The sequence below is a fragment of the Mesorhizobium sp. M0496 genome (assembly GCF_040321205.1).
Taxonomy (GTDB): Bacteria; Pseudomonadota; Alphaproteobacteria; order Rhizobiales; family Rhizobiaceae; genus Mesorhizobium.
This window is the reverse complement of sequence record NZ_JAMYRC010000007.1, coordinates 130,666-146,995: the sequence shown is the minus strand read 5'-3', so window position 1 is coordinate 146,995 and position 16,330 is coordinate 130,666. Positions and strand designations below refer to the sequence as shown.

Below are 16,330 nucleotides of genomic sequence, written 5' to 3'. Positions count from 1 at the left end.
ATATCACGCACATGCGCCTAGCAACGACGACACAATTGGCCAGTCCCCACAAGACGGAGGTGCCAGGCACGACGCATAGGTTCAATCAGTCGCCCCGCTCACCGGCGTCGTTCCAGGACACGCCGACGCGTTCGGTGGATGTCGGCGGCACGGCGTTCGTCTACCGGGAGCTCGGCCCCAGGACCGGCGTACCGGTGATCCTGCTCAACCATCTCGCTGCTCAACTGGACAATTTCGATCCACGCATCGTCGATGGCCTCGCCGCGAACCGTCCGGTGATTGCCTTCGACAACAGAGGCATCGGCGCTTCGGGCGGCAAAACGCCGTCAAGCATTGCCGAGATGGCGCGGGATGCGGTCGCCTTCATCCGGGCGTTGGGGTTCGAAGAAGTCGATCTCTTCGGCTTTTCACTTGGCGGCTTCGTGGCGCAGGAGATTGTGCTGACCGAGCCCGGGCTTGTGCGTAAACTCATCCTGGCCGGAACCGGGCCGGCCGGTGGCGAAGGCATCGACAAGGTGACGCCGTTGACGATCAGGGACATGATCAAGGGCGCACTGACTTTTCGGGATCCGAAATACTATCTCTTTTTCACAACGACGCTGAATGGGCACCGCGCCGCGACAGCATTCTTGGAACGGCTGAAAGAGCGCAGGACCAACCGTGACAAAGCAGTATCTCTGACCGCGTTCAGCGCGCAGCTCAAGGCGATCAAGGCCTATGGGCGGCAGGCGCCGCAAGATCTGGGCACTATCCGCATTCCCACATTGGTGGCAAACGGAGACCAGGACAAGATGGTGCCAAGCAGTAATACCTTCGACCTCGCCCGGCGGATCCCGGGGGCACAATTGGTGATCTACACGGATGCCGGGCACGGCGGCGTCTTCCAGAACCACGCTGATTTCGTTCCGAAAGCCCTGGGCTTCCTCGATGCCTGATGCCTTTCTTCCGGGGGCGGTTTGTTCCGGAACATCAAAAATTTTCAGAAAGTCACTGCCATGAAGGCATTCGTTGTCGACAAGTATAGCAAGAAGGGCACTCTGCGATTGGCGGAGATACCGGAGCCGGAGTTCGGGGATAGCGATGTCCTGGTCGAGGTCCACGCCGCGGCGGTGAACCTCCTCGATTCCAAAGTCAAAACCGGAGAGTTCAAGCTTATCCTGCCCTATCGCCGGCCCTTCATCCTGGGCCATGACGTGGCCGGGACAGTTGTCCGCGTGGGATCGAAGGTCCGCAAGTTCAAACCCGGCGACGATGTCTATGCGCGGCCGCGCGATGGCCGGATCGGGACATTCGCCGAATACATCGCCATGGATGAAGGCGACGTGGCCTTGAAGCCTGAGAACCTCAGCATGGAAGAGGCGGCCTCGATCCCGCTGGTCGGTCTGACCGCCTGGCAGGCACTCATCGAAAGGGCAAACCTGGCGAAGGGACAGAAGGTCTTCATTCAGGCTGGCTCCGGCGGCGTGGGCACATTCGCCATCCAACTGGCAAAGCACCTCGGCGCAACCGTTGCCACCACCGCCAGCGCGGCAAGTGTCGATCTGGTCAAGGGGCTCGGCGCCGATGTCGTCGTCGACTACAGGAAAGATGACTTCGAGAAGGTCCTGTCGGGCTACGACGTCGTCTTGAACAGCCAGGACGCCAAAACGCTTGAAAAATCGTTGAATGTGCTGAAACCGGGTGGGAAGTTGATCTCCATCTCCGGTCCGCCGGATCCCGAATTCGCCCGGAAAAAGGGACTGAACGTCGCGCTGCGACTGGTACTGCGCTTTCTGAGCCGCGGGATCCGGGCCAAAGCCAAACGCCGCGACGTGAAGTTCTCGTTCCTTTTCATGTGGGCGCAGGGCGACCAGCTAAGCAAGATCACGTCGCTCATCGAATCCGGAGCGATCCGCCCGGTTGTCGATCGGGTCTTTCCGTTCGAAGCGACCAATGAGGCTCTGGCCTATGTCGAAACAGGACGCGCCAAGGGCAAGGTGGTCATCAAGGTCAGATAGAAACTCAGCTGCGAAAGAGCGTCAGCCGCGCCGCGCCGCATCGATCGCCGCGACGTCGATCTTCTTCATGTTCATCATCGCATCAATGCGCGCTTGGCTTCCTCGCCGCCGGCCGCCATCGCTTCGGTCAGCGTGCGTGGCGTGATTTGCCAGGACACGCCCCATTTGTCCTTGCACCAACCGCACACGCTCTCCTGGCCGCCGTTGCCGACAATGGCATTCCAGTAGCGGTCGGTTTCCTGCTGATCGTCGGTGGCGATCTGGAACGAGAAGGCCTCGCTCTGTTTGAACGCGGAGCCGCCGTTCAATCCGATGCAAGGAATGCCGGCGACGGTGAATTCGACCGTCAGCACATCGCCCTTCTTGCCGGACGGATAGTCGCTCGGCGCACTGTGAACGGCACCCACCTTGGTGTCTGGAAAGGTTTCTGCGTAGAAGCGAGCCGCAGCCTCGGCGTCCTTGTCGAACCAGAGGCAAATCGTGTTCTTTGGCATGCTTGGCATTGCGTGTTCCTTTCGCGTCAGAGTTGATCTGGCAGAGGTCAGCCCAGAAGATTGCGTGCCGTGCGCATGAAGATCCTTGAGCCGATCGGGATCAGGTCGTCGGGGAAATCATAGTCCGGATTGTGCAACGCAGGGTGGCGCTCGCCCGCACCGAGGAAGAACATCGCCGACGAAGCGCTGTGGCCGAACAGGCCGAAATCTTCCGAGGCGCGCATCGGCAAGGCTTCTTCGCCGTGCGCGACGCCCTCTTCGTTGAGCGCGCGTTGCAGCTGCTCCACCGCGTCCGGTGCATTGACGCTGGCGACGAAGATTTCGTGATAGTCCCACCGGGCGGAAAGACCATGCTGGCCGGCAATCTTCGCGACCAGCGTCTCGGCGGCGGCGCACAGGTCTGCCATACGCTCGTCGCGGCGGGTGCGCAGCGTCGCCCAGACTTGCGCTTGGCCCGGCGCAATGCCGAACACGGCTTCGCCCATCGCGGCATGGGTGACGGTGACCATGGAGAAATCGTCGTCGGCGAAGGTTCCGCGCCCGAGCGCGGGCAGGGCCGGCATCAGCTGGCTGATCGCCAGCATCGGCGAGGTGCCGGTCTCGGGCATCGACGAGTGCGCGGTCTTGCCCTCCAGCACGATGCGCATGCCGCGTGAGGCGCAGTTGACCACGCCGGGTTTGAGCCGCACCTCGCCGAACGGCACGCCGGGCAGATTGTGCAGCGAGAAAGCGAAATCCGGCGCGATCTCGCCGAAGCGGGGATCGGCGACGACGCCGGCCGCGCCATTGCCGGTTTCTTCCGCCGGCTGGAACATCAGCACGACGCGGCCGCTCGCCGGTCTCTCGCGCCCGAGCTGGCGGCCGAGGGACGCCAGGATCGCGGTATGTCCGTCATGGCCGCACATATGCGACTTGCCGGGCACGCGCGACGAATGCGGTACGCCCGAAAGTTCTTCGATCGGCAAGGCATCGAGTTCCGAGCGGAACAGCACCGTCGGTCCCGCCCTGCCGCTGTCATATATGGCCGCGACGCCGTGGCCGCCCAATCCAGTCAGCACCTTGTCCGGTCCGGTATCGGCGAGGAAATCGACGACCTCTTTTGCCGTCTTCTCCTCTTCATTCGAGATTTCCGGCTGCTGGTGCAACTGGCGCCGCCACGCGGTCAATTCGACGATGTCCCGGTTGGTCAGGGTCATGCTTTTTGGCCTCCGCTGCATTCATTCTTCGCCATTTGTCTTCGTGCGCTCAGCTGAGTTCCTGGGCTAGTCCGATGAGAAGCCCTTCAGGCCCACGGATGTAGCAGAGCCGATACACGTCTTTATACCGGACTACTTCGCCTACGAGCTGCGCGCCGCGCGTGCGGAGCCTTTCGAGCGTGTCGTCGATGTCGTCCACGGTGAACATGACGCGGAGGTAGCCCAGGGCGTTGACCGGGGCGTTCCGGTGATCCGCGACGACAGGCGGCGCGAGGAAGCGGGAGAGTTCGAGCCGACTGTGGCCATCCGGTGCGCGCATCATGGCAATCTCGACATGCTGATCGCCCAGTCCAGTGACACGTCCGGCCCATTCTCCTTCGATCGTGGCCCGACCTTCGAGTTCGAGGCCGAGTTCGCGAAAGAAATCAATCGTCACTCCGAGGTCTTCGACGACGATCCCTACATTGTCCATCCGCTTGAGGGCCATGTTCTCCAATCTCCAAGGTGTCGTTCCAATCTACCAACAATGGACGCTTGAGGTGCCCCAACACCGATCGTGCGGTCGTTAGCGCAGGCGGTTGGGGCACAGGGCTTTGAACTGGTCTAGCGTATAGTCGTATCCGGAAGCGCCAGAGCCATCCAGCACCACGTTTTCGTCGGTGTCTGATATCAGGTAATCCGTCGCCGCGTCCGCATCGGGATTGCGCCCCTGGAACAGCATGTTCGCGCCGTAGAAGGTGGTGAATCTGCCGGTCCTGCAGTTGGCTGATATCTCAAGGTGCAAGGGCGTCTGCACCTCCTTGGCAATGCACGCCTCGGTCATCTTGCCAACATAGTCGCGGCAGAAGGCGATCGCATTCTGCCTCGTATGCCTGGCCACGATCCTGGCATGGGAGGATCCGATGCCGGATGTCTTGACGATCGTGACCTCCATGCCCGCCCTGCCGCCGTAATAGAGGGTTTTGGCCTCCGCCGATGTGGCCAGGACCAAAGTGGACAGCATGAGCAGCAAACATCGCATGAAACACCTCCCTTTGACCGCGAAGGATTCCCGCGCACCATCGTTCGGTCAACCCTCGATCGCGGTCGCCGCTGGTGCTGCGCTCCAGACTATTGATTGATCTCGGGTTCAACGAGCCTTGCCAGGTTTCTGAGCGACTCCTGCCAGCCAAGGTAGCAGGCCTCGACCGGAATGACGTCCGGAATGCCGGTCTGGGTGATGTCGATCTCGGTGCCGACCGACACCTTTTTCAAGACGACGCTCACCTGGATCTCGCCGGGCAGATTGGGGTCGTCGAACCTGTCGGTGTAGAGCAAGCGTTCGCCCGGAACGAGTTCGAGATACTCGCCGCCGAAGGAATGGCCGTCGCCGGTCGTGAAATTGCGGAAGGACATCTTGAACGTGCCGCCGACCTTTGCCTCGAGGTGATGGACAGTGCAGGTGAAGCCGTTCGGCGGAAGCCACTTCGCCAGCGCGTCTGCTTCAACGAAGGCGCGATAGACTTTTTCCGGGCTGGTCGTCAGAACGCGATGCAAACGTACGGTGCCGGGCATTTCTGGATCCTTTCATGATTGCTATTCGGTACCCCAAGGACGAACGAGGCGTGGCCAGTCCGACATCGGCTCTCGAATTTTTTAAGGCGCCTCGCAACCTGTTCGGCTGGCGCCCGCATGGCATGCGCTGTTCAACCTCGCGCCCCCGCCCAATGGTCGGCTATTCGATCTAATTTCTTTGCAAGCCGTTAAGGCGCCCATGCTGTAAATCAGCATTTGCTAATGATCCATTCGAATCTGGGGCAAGCCATGACCAAGAATCTCGGCAACGCACGCTATATGCCGCCAAAGGACGCCAAGGTCTCCGTGTTCAGCAAGGCCGCACCGGCGCTGTTCCCACTGGTCGTGGCGGCGCTGGGCTACATGATCGGCAAGCAGTTCTTCGGCCTCTAGGCTCGAAAATCGGTCTCCTGTGAAAGGGTAGATCAGGCGCCGATCTCGGTAACCACCTCTGCCCTGGCCTCCGCGGAGCGGATGCGATCGCTGGCCAGCAGCACGACCGGGCAGGTGACGGCGTCAAGCACCGCCGTCGCGGTATCGCCGAAGAACAGCTCTTCGCCCGGCCTTTGCGTGACACCCATCACCACCATGGCAGCACCCTTGGCCACTTCCCTGGCGATCGCCTTGTCAGGCGTGGCGCGGGTGCGGATGGCGGTGTCGACTTGCACGCCATAGCGAACGGCCAGATCGGCAATATCCTTCAGCATGGCTTCCTCGCGCCGATGCGAGACGGAGGTGGTCTTGCCGCCTTGCCGTGCCGCCTGCGATAACCGGCAGCGTTGGATAGAGATGGCATCGGGCGGCGAGCGGAAGCGCAGCGCCCGTTCGGAACCTGAATCAGGTCGGGGCTTTATCCCACTGTTTGAAAATGATTTTCTTCAACCGGCTCGTTCTACACATGAACGTCGCCGAAAGAGAGTTCGCCATCGTCGCCAGGCGTCAGGAAGGCAGCCATCAACAGGCCTGCGTAGAGGAGCGCAACCGCGGCGACAATGACCGCGCCCGGAATGGGACCGAGGGCAGCGGCGCTGACGGCCTCGCGCAATGTGCTGACGAAGCCGACCGGCACAGCTTGGTCGATCAGGCTCGGCGTCGACAGTTTGAGGATCCAGGCGAGGAACAGGATCAGCATCATATGCAGGTAGTTGCGGCGCAAACGCCGCGCGAGCGCCACTCTTTGCGAGACCAGGAATTTCGGCGCGCGCAAGCTTTCACCAACGATCAGCAGCCAGTCGGAAGCGAAGTCCGGCTGCGGCGAGAAGATCTGCGCGAAATAGTGGCGCTCGAACTGGCGCACGCGGGCGCGATAGACATCGAAGAACCGGTAGCGACGCGCCTCGATCCACAACAGAAGGAGCACCAGCAGCATGGCGAAAAGCAGCACGCCGTGATGGGCGCTGGCCGTTGACAGCGACACCGACAGCATGGCGGCGACAACGGTGATCGCCCAATTGCTCGTACGGTCGAGGCGGTCGCGCCAACCGGCCATGCGCGCAATCTCCGCGCGGTGGAAATGCGACATCACGGTAACCAGTTCGCCTGGCGAAAGCGATCTGCCGATGGGCGTTGCCGGCGCATCATTCATAACGCCCTCCAACCAACTGAAACGCCTCAGACTTGATCTCGTTCCGCGACGTCCGGATTTCGCATTGGCCGGCCGCCTCCACCGCTTGGTGACCGCCACGCTGCGCCGGCGTGGCGGTCACCGCCGCAGTTCAACGATCACATTTCATTGTCGGGTCTTGACCCCACCGCGACGAACCCCAAATCGATCATACCGGTGCCGACGCGGGGGCCGGCTTCATGGCGGCGCCCGCGTTGGCCGATGGCGTTACGACCATCGAACCCGACACCAAGTGCCGGAGGCGATGAAGGCGCGAGACCCGGTCCAGGGTGTTTCCCAGGTGGAGCGGATCGGAGCAGAAGGGAGCGAAAACAGCAAGCGCAAATGGGGTCTGGGTCAGACGGCGCATTGTCCCCGGAGCATGGCAAAGAGCATGTAAACGAACCAGGATCAAGAAAGGAGCAAATGCAATGACCATTCGTGATCTAATGCCATGGAGCCGCGACACCAACCAGGCTCCGACCCTCTTTCGCGACCGCGACCAGGACCCGTTCATGAGCCTGCATCGCGAGATGAACCGCCTTGTCGACGACATGTTTCGCGGCTTCGGTGCACGGCTTCCGTCCATGTTCTCTTCGGCCGGCGGTAGCTGGCCCAGCGTGGAAATCTCCGAAACGGACAAGGAGATCCGTGTGACGGCCGAGATACCCGGCATGGAGGATAAGGACATCGAGGTGTTGCTCGATGACGGCGTCCTGACGTTGCGCGGTGAAAAACACGCCGAAACCGACGACAAGGAACGTCAGTTCTCCGAGCGGTTCTACGGCCGCTTCGAACGTCGCATTCCGATCGGCTTCGAAGTCGAAGAAGACAAGGTCGCAGCCGATTTCCGCAACGGCGTGCTGTTCGTCACTTTGCCGAAGTCCGAGAAGGCGCAGAGCAGGACAAAGCGCATCCCCATCGGCGGCGGGAGCACCAAACACTAGAATAGATCAGCCGGGCGAGCGCGTTCGCGCCCGCCCGACAACCGACCTGAGTTCCTCGGGGATTGGCCGAATTCGCGCCGGTCACATGGATCTTGAGAATCTCGTTGCCTTGGGCAACATGGCGGCCATGCCTGAGGCGCGAGAATGAACAAGCCGATTTCTGCCGCACCGCCGCGCAAGGCGCCGATGGCGCTGACCGAGGCGCTGGTTGCTCACACCATGCGCGCGGTCGAGGATGCCGGGCCGACACCGGGCATGGTTTATATGACCGATGCGGACTATGCGCGCATCCGCGACGAGGTGCTGGCCACAGCTCCAGCCGGACCGCTGAAACTCTTTGCCTATGGCTCGCTGCTTTGGAAACCCACCGGCGAGGTGTGGGGTGGGGAACGCGCGGTAGCGACCGGCTGGCACCGGTCGTTCTGCTTTACGGTGCAGCGTTTTCGCGGCACGGTCGAGCGGCCCGGCCTGATGATGGCGCTCGACCGTGGCGGCCAGTGCCGGGGCATGATGTTCGAGATCGCCAAACCTATCGCGGCCAATCTCGAAGCGTTGCTGCGCCGCGAGATGACCATCCTGCCGGCCGTCAACGTGCCGCGCTGGCTGCAGGTCAGGACCGAAAGCGGCCTGTGCCGCGCGCTCGGCTTCGTCGTCGATCCCGCCAATCCGCGCTATGCCGGCAAGCTCGACAAGCAGGCGATCGCGGCGACGCTGGCGACAGCGGTCGGCCATTGGGGGTCGGGTGCCGAGTACCTGTTCGAGACGATCCGCCATCTCGAAACCTACGGCATCCGCGATCGCAATCTGTGGCGGTTGCAGGAACTGGTGGCCGAGGAGATCCGAGGCGTACAGGCTAAGGATGCTTGAAGGTTAAAGCACCTTGCGAAAGCAAAGCTCTGATTTCGGAGGCTGCGGCAGCAAGAAATTTAATGAATTGAAAATAGTTTCTGTCCCTACGATGACTTGAACACCGGCGCAGGACACGGTGCGCGTGGGCCAGCTATGAGATCCTCCACCGGAGAGCATTATCCAGCGCTGGATCATATTCGGGGCCTTGCGGCCTTTCTGGTCTTCACCTGGCATTTCCTTCATGAGTCTCCCGAAGGCCCAGTGCCATATGGCTTCGTGCCGGCTCTTCCTATCTTCAGCTTTCTGGATGAAGGGCACACCGGCGTTTCACTGTTCATGGCGCTTTCCGGCTACCTGTTCGCCAAGCTCCTCGATGGAAAACGGATCAACTATCTGCCCTTCTTTGCCAACAGGGCGCTCAGGCTGCTTCCGCTTCTGCTGGTCGTGATATGCATCGAGGCTTGCCGCAGGTACCTGGCCGGCCAGTCCCTGGATGGGTATTTCACGGGGGTTGGCGAGGGGGTTCTTCTTCCCACCCTTTCGAATGGCGGCTGGTCGATAACGGTGGAAGCTCACTTCTATCTGCTGCTGCCGTTTTTACTGATGGCATCCAGGCGGTTTGTGTTCGCGCCCTTGCTGTTCATCGCGGTAGCCATTGTGCTGAGGTCGGTCTTGTATGTGCAAATCGGCGAGATGCAGTCGGCAGGGTCCTTTACCATCATAGGACATGTGGATCAGTTTCTGGCCGGCATACTTGCCTTCCACCTGCGTGCCCACGCGAAGAACCGGCACTGGTTGGCGTTGGCCGTTCTCATAGCATTTTCGGGGTTCTTCTGGTGGTTCGATGCCGCCGGCGGATTTTACCAACTGGGACGTTATCCATCGCCCCATTGGATATGGATCATCTTGCCAACCCTGGAAGCGGCAGCCTATTCGTTCGGTATCGCCTACTACGACACGAGCTTTTCGAGAAAGCGAACAAGCCTGCCCTTCAAGATCCTGGAGAAGGCGGGGGCCTACAGCTATTCGATCTATCTTCTGCACCCGTTCTTCATCATGCAGCTGGCTGCGTTCATAGACACGAATGTCATGAGCATCAGCAATTTCTATGTTGCGTGCCTCTGGTCCGGGCTCTGCTTCGTGGCGACAATTCCAATCGGCCATTTCAGCTACACATGCATCGAAGCGCCATTCCTGCGCCTGCGCCTGCGCTATGTGGACCACAAGCCTGGAACCGCGGCTGTTGCGACCGCCAATACACCAAACATCGTTCACCCGTCCCTGAGCCACACCAGCATCTCGCCGGCTTCGCGGTTGTCCCAGGCGAAATAGGGGATGGCGGTCAGGCGCGTCTCGGAGGTCGCCGGCGGCTCGGGCCGGTAGAGCCCGCTTTGCCAGCCATCACCTTCGTCCGATCGGGCGACGGCCGACAGCGTCACCACGCCGCCAAGAAGCTCCGGCCGGTGCTGTGCTTCGACGCCGGCCGCCCTCGGCAGTGTCAGGCGATGCAGCTGGCTGTCATTGTCGGTCGCCTCGACGCAGTAGATCAGCGGACCGCGCGACAGCGCGACGCGGCCGGCATCCTGGCGCACCTGCGGGTTGGCGTAGAGCCGCTCGATCGGCATTTCGAGATCGAGTCGCACCTGGTCGCCCTTCTTCCATGTCCGCCGGATCGCGGCGTAGCCGTCGCTGGTGGTATCCGCCAGCTTGACCGCCTCACCATTGACCTTGAGCTCGGCGCCGGTGCTCCACGCCGGGATGCGCAGGTGCAGTGTGAACGCAACCGGCGCCCGCGGCTCGATCGTGATCTCGATGGCGCCGTCCCAGGGATAGCGGCTTGCCTGCGTCAGGCTCACCGGCACGCCTGATATGTCGAAGCGGGCGGTCGAGTCGCCGTAGAGATGCACGGCAAAGGCATCGTCGGCCAAGCTGTAGAAATAGCTGCCGATCGAGGCGACCATGCGCCCGATATTGGGCGGACAGCAGGGGCAACGGTGCCATTTCCACCTGTTGTGCTTGCCCCGGCTTTCCAGCGGGTTTTCATAGAAGAACAGCGAGCCGTCGAGCGACAGGCCCGAGATAGAGCCGTTGTAGAGGGCGCGTTCCATCATGTCGGCGTAGCGCGCGTTCGGCCCCATGCCGAGCATGCGGCTGGCCCAGAACACCAGCCCGACCGCGGCACAGGTCTCGGCATAGGCGCTTTCGTTGGGCAGATCGTAGTCGCTGGTGAAGCCCTCATTATGCGCAGATGGGCCTAGTCCACCGGTGATGTAGAGGCTCTTGGTGGTGAGATCATCCCACAGAAGGTCGAGCGCTGTCCGCAGACTGTCATCGCCATATTCGGTGGCGATGTCGGCCATACCGGAATAGAGGTACATCGCCCTGACCGCATGGCCGACGACCTTGTCCTGCTCGCGCACTGGAATGTGCGACTGGCTGTATTCGTAGGTCTTGAAATGATAGGCCTTCGGGTCGGCGCCGCGGGCGCGCGCCTCCTCGTCGAAATAATGCGGCTGCTGGCCACGCTGGTCGATGAAATATTTGGCAAGATCCATGTATTTCCGCTCGCCGGTCACCCGCGCCAGCTTGACCAGCGCCAGTTCGATCTCCTCGTGGCCGCAATAGCCCTTCTTCTTACCGGGTTCGGGGCCGAGCACCGACGCGATATGGTCGGCATAGCGGCACATGATGTCGAGCAGCTTGCGTTTTCCCGTCGCCTGGTAATAGGCGACCGCACCCTCGATCAGGTGGCCGGCGCAATAGAGCTCATGGCAGTCGCGCAGGTTGGTCCAGCGCTTGCCGGGCTGGATGCGCTGGTACCAGCTCGAGAGATAGCCGTCCTCCTGCTGCAGCTTGCCGTACATGTCGATGACGGCATCGATCTTTTTCTCGAGTTCCGGGTTCTTGCGCCGGTAGAGCGAATAGGCCGCGGTCTCGATCGTCTTGCCAAGATCGGAATCCCAGAACATCTGCGTGGTAACCGTCGACCCGGTGAATTCCGCGCCCTGGCGGTCGGCTTCGTCGGGCGAGGGCGAGTGGAAAGGAATGACGACGCCGGGCGAGGGCCGGTCGGGGTCGATCTGCTCCAGCATGCGGGCTTCCACGCAGCGGTCGTAGAGGATGTCGGCGGTGCGCGTGGCCACTGCGTCGGCGCGGTCGCCCCAGAAGCCGTGCACGTCGACCTGCGGCACCGGCAGCGGGCGGAAGGCGAGCTTTGGTTTTCCGGTTTTTGCGGATGGCGATGCGGTCATGTGCTCACTCCATTCAGTCTGTCTATTTGATGGCCCCGGCCATCAGGCCGCGGATGTAGAAGCGCTGCAGGACCAGGAACAGGATGAGGCAGGGCACCATCATCACGGTGACGCCCGCCTGTACCGCGCCCCAGTCGATGGCGCCGAAGCGGCCCGACTGCAGGGCGGTCATCATCACCGGCAGGGTGAATTTGGACTGGTCGGTCATCAGCACGAGGGCTGCGAGGAATTCGTTCCAGGCGCCGAGGAAGGCAAACAGCGCGATGGTGACGACACCCGGCCAGACCAGCGGCAGCATCACCTTCACAAGCATGGTGAGATTGCCGGCACCGTCCATGCGCGCGGCTTCCTCGATCTCGCGCGGCACCGCGTCGAAGGCGTTGCGCATCATGAAGATCGAGAACGGCAGCTGCAGCGTCACATAGACGCCGACCAGGCCGGTCAGCGTGTTGTGCAGGCCAAGCTTGGTCAGCACCAGGAAGATCGGCGTCAGGATCGACTGGAACGGGATCATGATCGTCGACAGGATGAGGATGAAGAACAGGTCCTTGAACGGAAACCGGAACCGCGAAAAGCCGTAGCCGGCCAGCACGCTGACGGCGACCGACAGCAGCACGGTCATCACCGAGACGTAGATGCTGTTTTGCGCCGAGACCCAGAGCCCGTCGCCGAAGCTGTTGAGCGTGGCATAGTTCTCCAGCGAGAAGCCTGACGTCGGCCAGGGCGGCAGCGGCGGCAGGCGCGCTTCGGCCGCTGGCTTGAACGCCGACAGCACCGCCCAGACGATCGGCGCGGCAAACAGCACCGAGGCGACGATGCCGGTCGAATGCTCGCCGATACGGGCCAGGAGCCGGCGGTTGCGGGAAGCGGCCTGCGCCATCAGTCGAGCCCCTCTGGCTTGCGCAGCAGCCACAGCTGGACGAGGCTGAGCGCCACTAGGACGACGAGCAGCACCATCGAGAGTGCTGCACCATAGCCGAGCTTGAACGACACGAAGGACTGGTTGAAGATCCAGTAGACCGCCGTCAGCGTCTGGTTGCGCGGGCCGCCGCGCAGGATGATGTAGAACTGATCGAAGGCAAGGATCGAGCCGGCGACCGACAGGATCAGCGCCAGCGCCAGCGTGCGGCGCATCAGCGGCAAGGTGATTGCCCTGAACCTGGCGAACGGCCCGGCGCCGTCAATGACGGCGGCCTCCTGCAGGTCCTGCGGGATCGATTGCAGGCCGGCCATCAGAATGATCATGGTGAAGCCGGCGACCTTCCAGACGACCATGGCGATGATCGACCAGAAGGCCGGCTGGAAGGTGGCCAGCAGGTTGAATTTCTTGTCGATCAGGCCGAGATCGTAGGCAGCCGGGCTGAACAGGCCGGAATCGACGTTCAAGAGCCACGACCAAAGCAGGCTGGCCGAGGCGAAGCCGACAACCGCCGGCATGAAGAACATGGTCCGGTAGAGATTGGTCAGCGGCCGTGGCCGTTCGACGAACAGCGCCAGCGGAAACGCCACCACGAAGATCGCGATGGTGACGATCACGGTGTAGTAGGCGGTGAAGCGCAGCGCGTTCCAGAACCTGGTGTCGCGCAGGATGGCGACATAGTTGCCGAAGCCGATAAAGCTGTGCTCGCCCATCAGCGGCCAGTTGTGCAGCGACATCCAAGCCGTCATGCCGAGCGGGATCAAGAAGAAGACGACGACCAGCGCGACGGCCGGCGCGACGTAGAGCAAGCCGATCCACTGCCGGCGGCTGGCGCCGGCGCGTTTGCGGGTTGGGGCAGGGGTTGCTGCGGTGATGACGGTCATGGCTGCTCTTCCGTTAGCGCTGCGTCCCCCTCCCCCTTGAGGGGAGGGTCCGGCCGAAGGCTGGGGGTGGGGTCCTCTCTGCAGTGCGCCGACATCAAGAAAACGTCGAGCACTGCCGAGACGACCCCACCCGGACCTGCGGTCCGACCTCCCCTCGAGGGGGAGGTGGGGCGGCGCTTACTTCTGCGGCGCCTGGTCGATGATCGACTGCATCGTCTCCTGCGCATTGGCGATGGCGCCATCGACGTCGTCGCCAAAGAAGACTTCGTTGATCATCTGCGTCCACGGCCCGTTGGCGGAGTTGATCAGGTCGTTGAACACCACCGAATAGGGCGTGCGGCCCTTGGCCATGGCTTCGGCGGCGATCTGGTAACGCGGATCGAGATCCTTCAGCGCTTCCTTGGCGATGTCGCCGCGCACCGGCAGGCTGCCGTATTTGGCGAGGATCGTCTGGCCCTCGAGCGAGTAGGCGAAATCGAGGAACTCCTTCACCACGGGCAGCTTGGTGGTGCCTTTGGTGACAACGAAATTGTCGCCGCCGGCGAAGGACGACCAGCCGCTATCCTTGCCCGGCAGGAAGGTGACGCCGTAGTCGATATCGGGATACTGGGTATTGAGCGCGCCGATGGCGAAGGCGCCGGACGGCGAGATGCCGATATTGCCGGCGGCGAAGGCGGCAAAGAAGTTGGCGCCGGTGTCGGTCTGCGCGCCTGCCGGTACCAGGTCCTTCTTGACCATCGAGCGGTATAGATCGATGGCCCCGCGCAATTGCGGGCTATCCAGCGTCGCCTTCGAGCCGTCTTCCGAGAGGATGTCACCGCCCGACGCCCAGATCAGCGGCGTGAAGGTGAAGATGTTGCAGCCACCGCAATTGCCGGAGAAGTAGAAGCCCTTGATGTTGCCGCCGAGCGCGTTGACCTTCTCGGCGTCGGCCGCGATCTCGGCCCAGTTCGCCGGGCCTTTTTCAGGATCGAGGCCGGCCTGCTTGAACAGCTTCTTGTTCCAGATCAGCACCGAGGCGTCGGCGGAGAAGGGCAGGCCGTAAATGTGATCCTTGTAGGTGCCGGTCTTCACATGCGCCGGCGACAGGCTAGCGAAATAGGGCAGGGACTTGGCCCAGTCGGTGATATCCTCCAACTGGCCGGCAGCGGCGAAGGACGGCGTGTAGATCAGGTCGAGCGACAGCGCGTCGGGCGCCGTGCCGCCGGCGGCCGCTGCACCATATTTCGGGATGATCTCGGCATTGGGGATGATGTCGAGCTTGACCTGGTTGGTGTGCGCTTTGTTGTAGGCGTCGACGATCCTCGGCATGAAATTCGAGCCGTCGGCGCGCACCCAGATGTTGGCCGTCTCGGCGGCGGCAGTGCCGAGACCACTACCCAGAACGGCAGCGGCCAGGGTCAGTTTGGCAATCAGGTTCCTCATGTTCTCCTCCTCCTTGGTTGGCCGCGGTTCGCGGCTTGGCGCCGATCACGCGGCGCTTCGTCTTCAGCCATCCAGCGGATGGCCGCATGACTGCCGCACCACCAGCCGGCACGGCAGTTTTCGAATGCCCGGTGCGGCGGGCTTGCCGCCGACCAGCGAAAGCAGGGTCAGCCCGGCCTCGCGCCCGAGTGCGACCAGGTTCATGTCGACAGAGGTCAGCGGCGGGCGTGTCGCCTCGGCCACGATCTCCCAATTGTCGAAACCGATGACGCCGACATCGCCGGGGACGCCAAGGCCCCGTTCGCGCAAGGCATCGATGACGCCGCGCGCGATCTGGTCGTTGCCGCAAAAGACGGCGTCCGGCCTCTCGCTTTTGCCGTCGAACAGTTGCGCTACCGCCCGATGGCCCCAGGCTTCCGACCAGGAGCCGAGCAGCGGCTCGGTGACCGGCAGGCCGTTTTCGATCAGCACGTCGCGGTAAGCCTGCGCCCGCGCATGCACCACGGCAAAGCTCGCCGGTCCTGTGACATGGGCGATGCGCTTCCAGCCCAGCCGGAACAGATGCTCGACCGCCAGCCTGGCGCCGTCGGCGTCGTCCGAGACGAAGGCGATCGCGTCGGGATCGGGCTGCGTGAAGGCATAGATCACCGGGACGCGCAGATTGCCGAGGTCGACGGGCAGATGGCGGTCGATGCGCTTGCCGGTGGCGATGATGCCGTCGACGCGCTTGTCGAGCATGGCGTCGACATGCATCTGGCCCAGCCGCGGATCCTCCTCGACATTGCACAGGAACACCGAGACGCCATTGTCGACCAGCGCGTCCGAAATGCCCGACATCAGCGGCAGCGAGAAGCGGCCATAAGTATCATTGGTAAGCAGGCCGACGGTGAAGCTGCGCCGCCTGAGCAGGCTCTGCGCCAGGCTGTTGGGCCGGAAGCCGAGCCGGCGGGCCGTCTCGCGAATGCGTTCGCGCGTCTCGGCGGTCATCCGCCCTTGGTCGTTGAGCGCCTTCGAGGCGGTGGCGACGCTGACGCCAGCCTGCGCCGCCACGTCACGCAAGGTGACTGGCTTGGAAAAGACCGGGACAGGCAGATCGTCCGATGCCATCGCGCAGAGAATCCTTAGCTGGGAAAAGGTTTTCTCTTGCTGGTCCGAGCGAGGCCCGGCACATGGCCAAGCCCGATCGGAAATGTTTGGAAAAACCTTTTCTC

17 protein-coding genes and 1 pseudogene are annotated in these 16,330 nt (G+C 62.4%); 6 read left to right on the top strand and 12 right to left on the bottom strand.

Translation table 11 applies throughout. The features are described 5' to 3' along the window. Positions 1 to 59: 59 nt before the first annotated feature. A complete protein-coding gene (locus NKI73_RS09750; RefSeq protein ID WP_502909556.1) occupies positions 60 to 935 on the top strand; it encodes an alpha/beta fold hydrolase in 876 nt (291 codons plus the stop codon). 60 nt (positions 936 to 995) lie between these two features. Next, entirely contained in the window at positions 996 to 1,997 is a 1,002-nt protein-coding gene (locus NKI73_RS09745) for an NADP-dependent oxidoreductase (RefSeq protein WP_352628933.1), read from the top strand. A gap of 21 nt (positions 1,998 to 2,018) precedes the next feature. Here the strand turns inward: NKI73_RS09745 and NKI73_RS09740 are convergent. From NKI73_RS09740 to NKI73_RS09720, 5 genes and pseudogenes are all read right to left on the bottom strand, one after another. Continuing rightward, positions 2,019 to 2,491 (bottom strand): annotated as a pseudogene (locus tag NKI73_RS09740) (VOC family protein). A 47-nt stretch (positions 2,492 to 2,538) separates the two neighbouring features. Then, the gene (locus tag NKI73_RS09735; RefSeq protein ID WP_352628932.1) at positions 2,539 to 3,687 is read right to left on the bottom strand and encodes an amidohydrolase; all 1,149 of its coding nucleotides are present in this window, start codon (positions 3,685 to 3,687) and stop codon (positions 2,539 to 2,541) included. Positions 3,688 to 3,736: 49 nt separating this feature from the next. Next, complete coding sequence (locus NKI73_RS09730) at positions 3,737 to 4,174, bottom strand: VOC family protein (RefSeq protein ID WP_352628930.1); 438 nt, start codon at positions 4,172 to 4,174, stop codon at positions 3,737 to 3,739. A gap of 78 nt (positions 4,175 to 4,252) precedes the next feature. Continuing rightward, positions 4,253 to 4,708: a hypothetical protein gene (locus tag NKI73_RS09725; RefSeq protein WP_352628927.1), complete on the bottom strand. Its 456-nt coding sequence runs from the start codon at positions 4,706 to 4,708 to the stop codon at positions 4,253 to 4,255. A gap of 89 nt (positions 4,709 to 4,797) precedes the next feature. Then, the gene (locus tag NKI73_RS09720; protein ID WP_352628925.1) at positions 4,798 to 5,241 is read right to left on the bottom strand and encodes an SRPBCC family protein; all 444 of its coding nucleotides are present in this window, start codon (positions 5,239 to 5,241) and stop codon (positions 4,798 to 4,800) included. 249 nt (positions 5,242 to 5,490) lie between these two features. On the opposite strand from NKI73_RS09720, the gene NKI73_RS09715 reads away from it, so the two are divergent. After that, positions 5,491 to 5,634 (top strand): hypothetical protein, encoded by a 144-nt coding sequence (locus NKI73_RS09715; RefSeq protein WP_352628923.1) that lies wholly within the window; start codon positions 5,491 to 5,493, stop codon positions 5,632 to 5,634. A 32-nt stretch (positions 5,635 to 5,666) separates the two neighbouring features. Here the strand turns inward: NKI73_RS09715 and NKI73_RS09710 are convergent, their stop codons facing one another. Continuing rightward, positions 5,667 to 6,059 carry a universal stress protein gene (locus tag NKI73_RS09710; RefSeq protein ID WP_352629009.1) on the bottom strand — a complete coding sequence of 131 codons (393 nt, stop codon included), beginning with the start codon at positions 6,057 to 6,059 and terminating at the stop codon, positions 5,667 to 5,669. Positions 6,060 to 6,133: 74 nt separating this feature from the next. After that, positions 6,134 to 6,826 (bottom strand): DUF2270 domain-containing protein, encoded by a 693-nt coding sequence (locus NKI73_RS09705; RefSeq protein ID WP_352628921.1) that lies wholly within the window; start codon positions 6,824 to 6,826, stop codon positions 6,134 to 6,136. 449 nt (positions 6,827 to 7,275) lie between these two features. Between NKI73_RS09705 and NKI73_RS09700 the strand changes: the two genes are divergently transcribed. The 3 genes from NKI73_RS09700 to NKI73_RS09690 all read left to right on the top strand — a co-directional run bounded on the left by NKI73_RS09700 (position 7,276) and on the right by NKI73_RS09690 (position 9,972). Next, positions 7,276 to 7,791: an Hsp20/alpha crystallin family protein gene (locus NKI73_RS09700; protein WP_352628919.1), complete on the top strand. Its 516-nt coding sequence runs from the start codon at positions 7,276 to 7,278 to the stop codon at positions 7,789 to 7,791. Between the two features lie 144 nt (positions 7,792 to 7,935). Continuing rightward, positions 7,936 to 8,658, top strand: a complete 723-nt coding sequence (locus NKI73_RS09695; protein WP_352628917.1) for a gamma-glutamylcyclotransferase — start codon at positions 7,936 to 7,938, stop codon at positions 8,656 to 8,658. Between the two features lie 135 nt (positions 8,659 to 8,793). Next, entirely contained in the window at positions 8,794 to 9,972 is a 1,179-nt protein-coding gene (locus NKI73_RS09690; protein WP_352628916.1) for an acyltransferase family protein, read from the top strand. Here the strand turns inward: NKI73_RS09690 and NKI73_RS09685 are convergent. The 5 genes from NKI73_RS09685 to NKI73_RS09665 form a co-directional block, all read right to left on the bottom strand. Then, on the bottom strand, positions 9,912 to 11,891 hold the full coding sequence (locus NKI73_RS09685; RefSeq protein ID WP_352628913.1) for a glycoside hydrolase family 127 protein: 1,980 nt from the start codon (positions 11,889 to 11,891) through the stop codon (positions 9,912 to 9,914). The genes NKI73_RS09690 and NKI73_RS09685 overlap by 61 nt on opposite strands. Positions 11,892 to 11,913: 22 nt before the next feature. After that, a complete protein-coding gene (locus NKI73_RS09680) occupies positions 11,914 to 12,771 on the bottom strand; it encodes a carbohydrate ABC transporter permease (protein WP_352628912.1) in 858 nt (285 codons plus the stop codon). Next, complete coding sequence (locus NKI73_RS09675; RefSeq protein WP_352628911.1) at positions 12,771 to 13,694, bottom strand: carbohydrate ABC transporter permease; 924 nt, start codon at positions 13,692 to 13,694, stop codon at positions 12,771 to 12,773. The genes NKI73_RS09680 and NKI73_RS09675 overlap by 1 nt, the downstream gene beginning before the upstream one ends. A gap of 177 nt (positions 13,695 to 13,871) precedes the next feature. Beyond that, entirely contained in the window at positions 13,872 to 15,119 is a 1,248-nt protein-coding gene (locus NKI73_RS09670) for an ABC transporter substrate-binding protein (RefSeq protein WP_352628909.1), read from the bottom strand. A 63-nt stretch (positions 15,120 to 15,182) separates the two neighbouring features. Next, positions 15,183 to 16,226 carry a LacI family DNA-binding transcriptional regulator gene (locus NKI73_RS09665; RefSeq protein WP_352628907.1) on the bottom strand — a complete coding sequence of 348 codons (1,044 nt, stop codon included), beginning with the start codon at positions 16,224 to 16,226 and terminating at the stop codon, positions 15,183 to 15,185. Positions 16,227 to 16,330 lie beyond the last annotated feature (104 nt).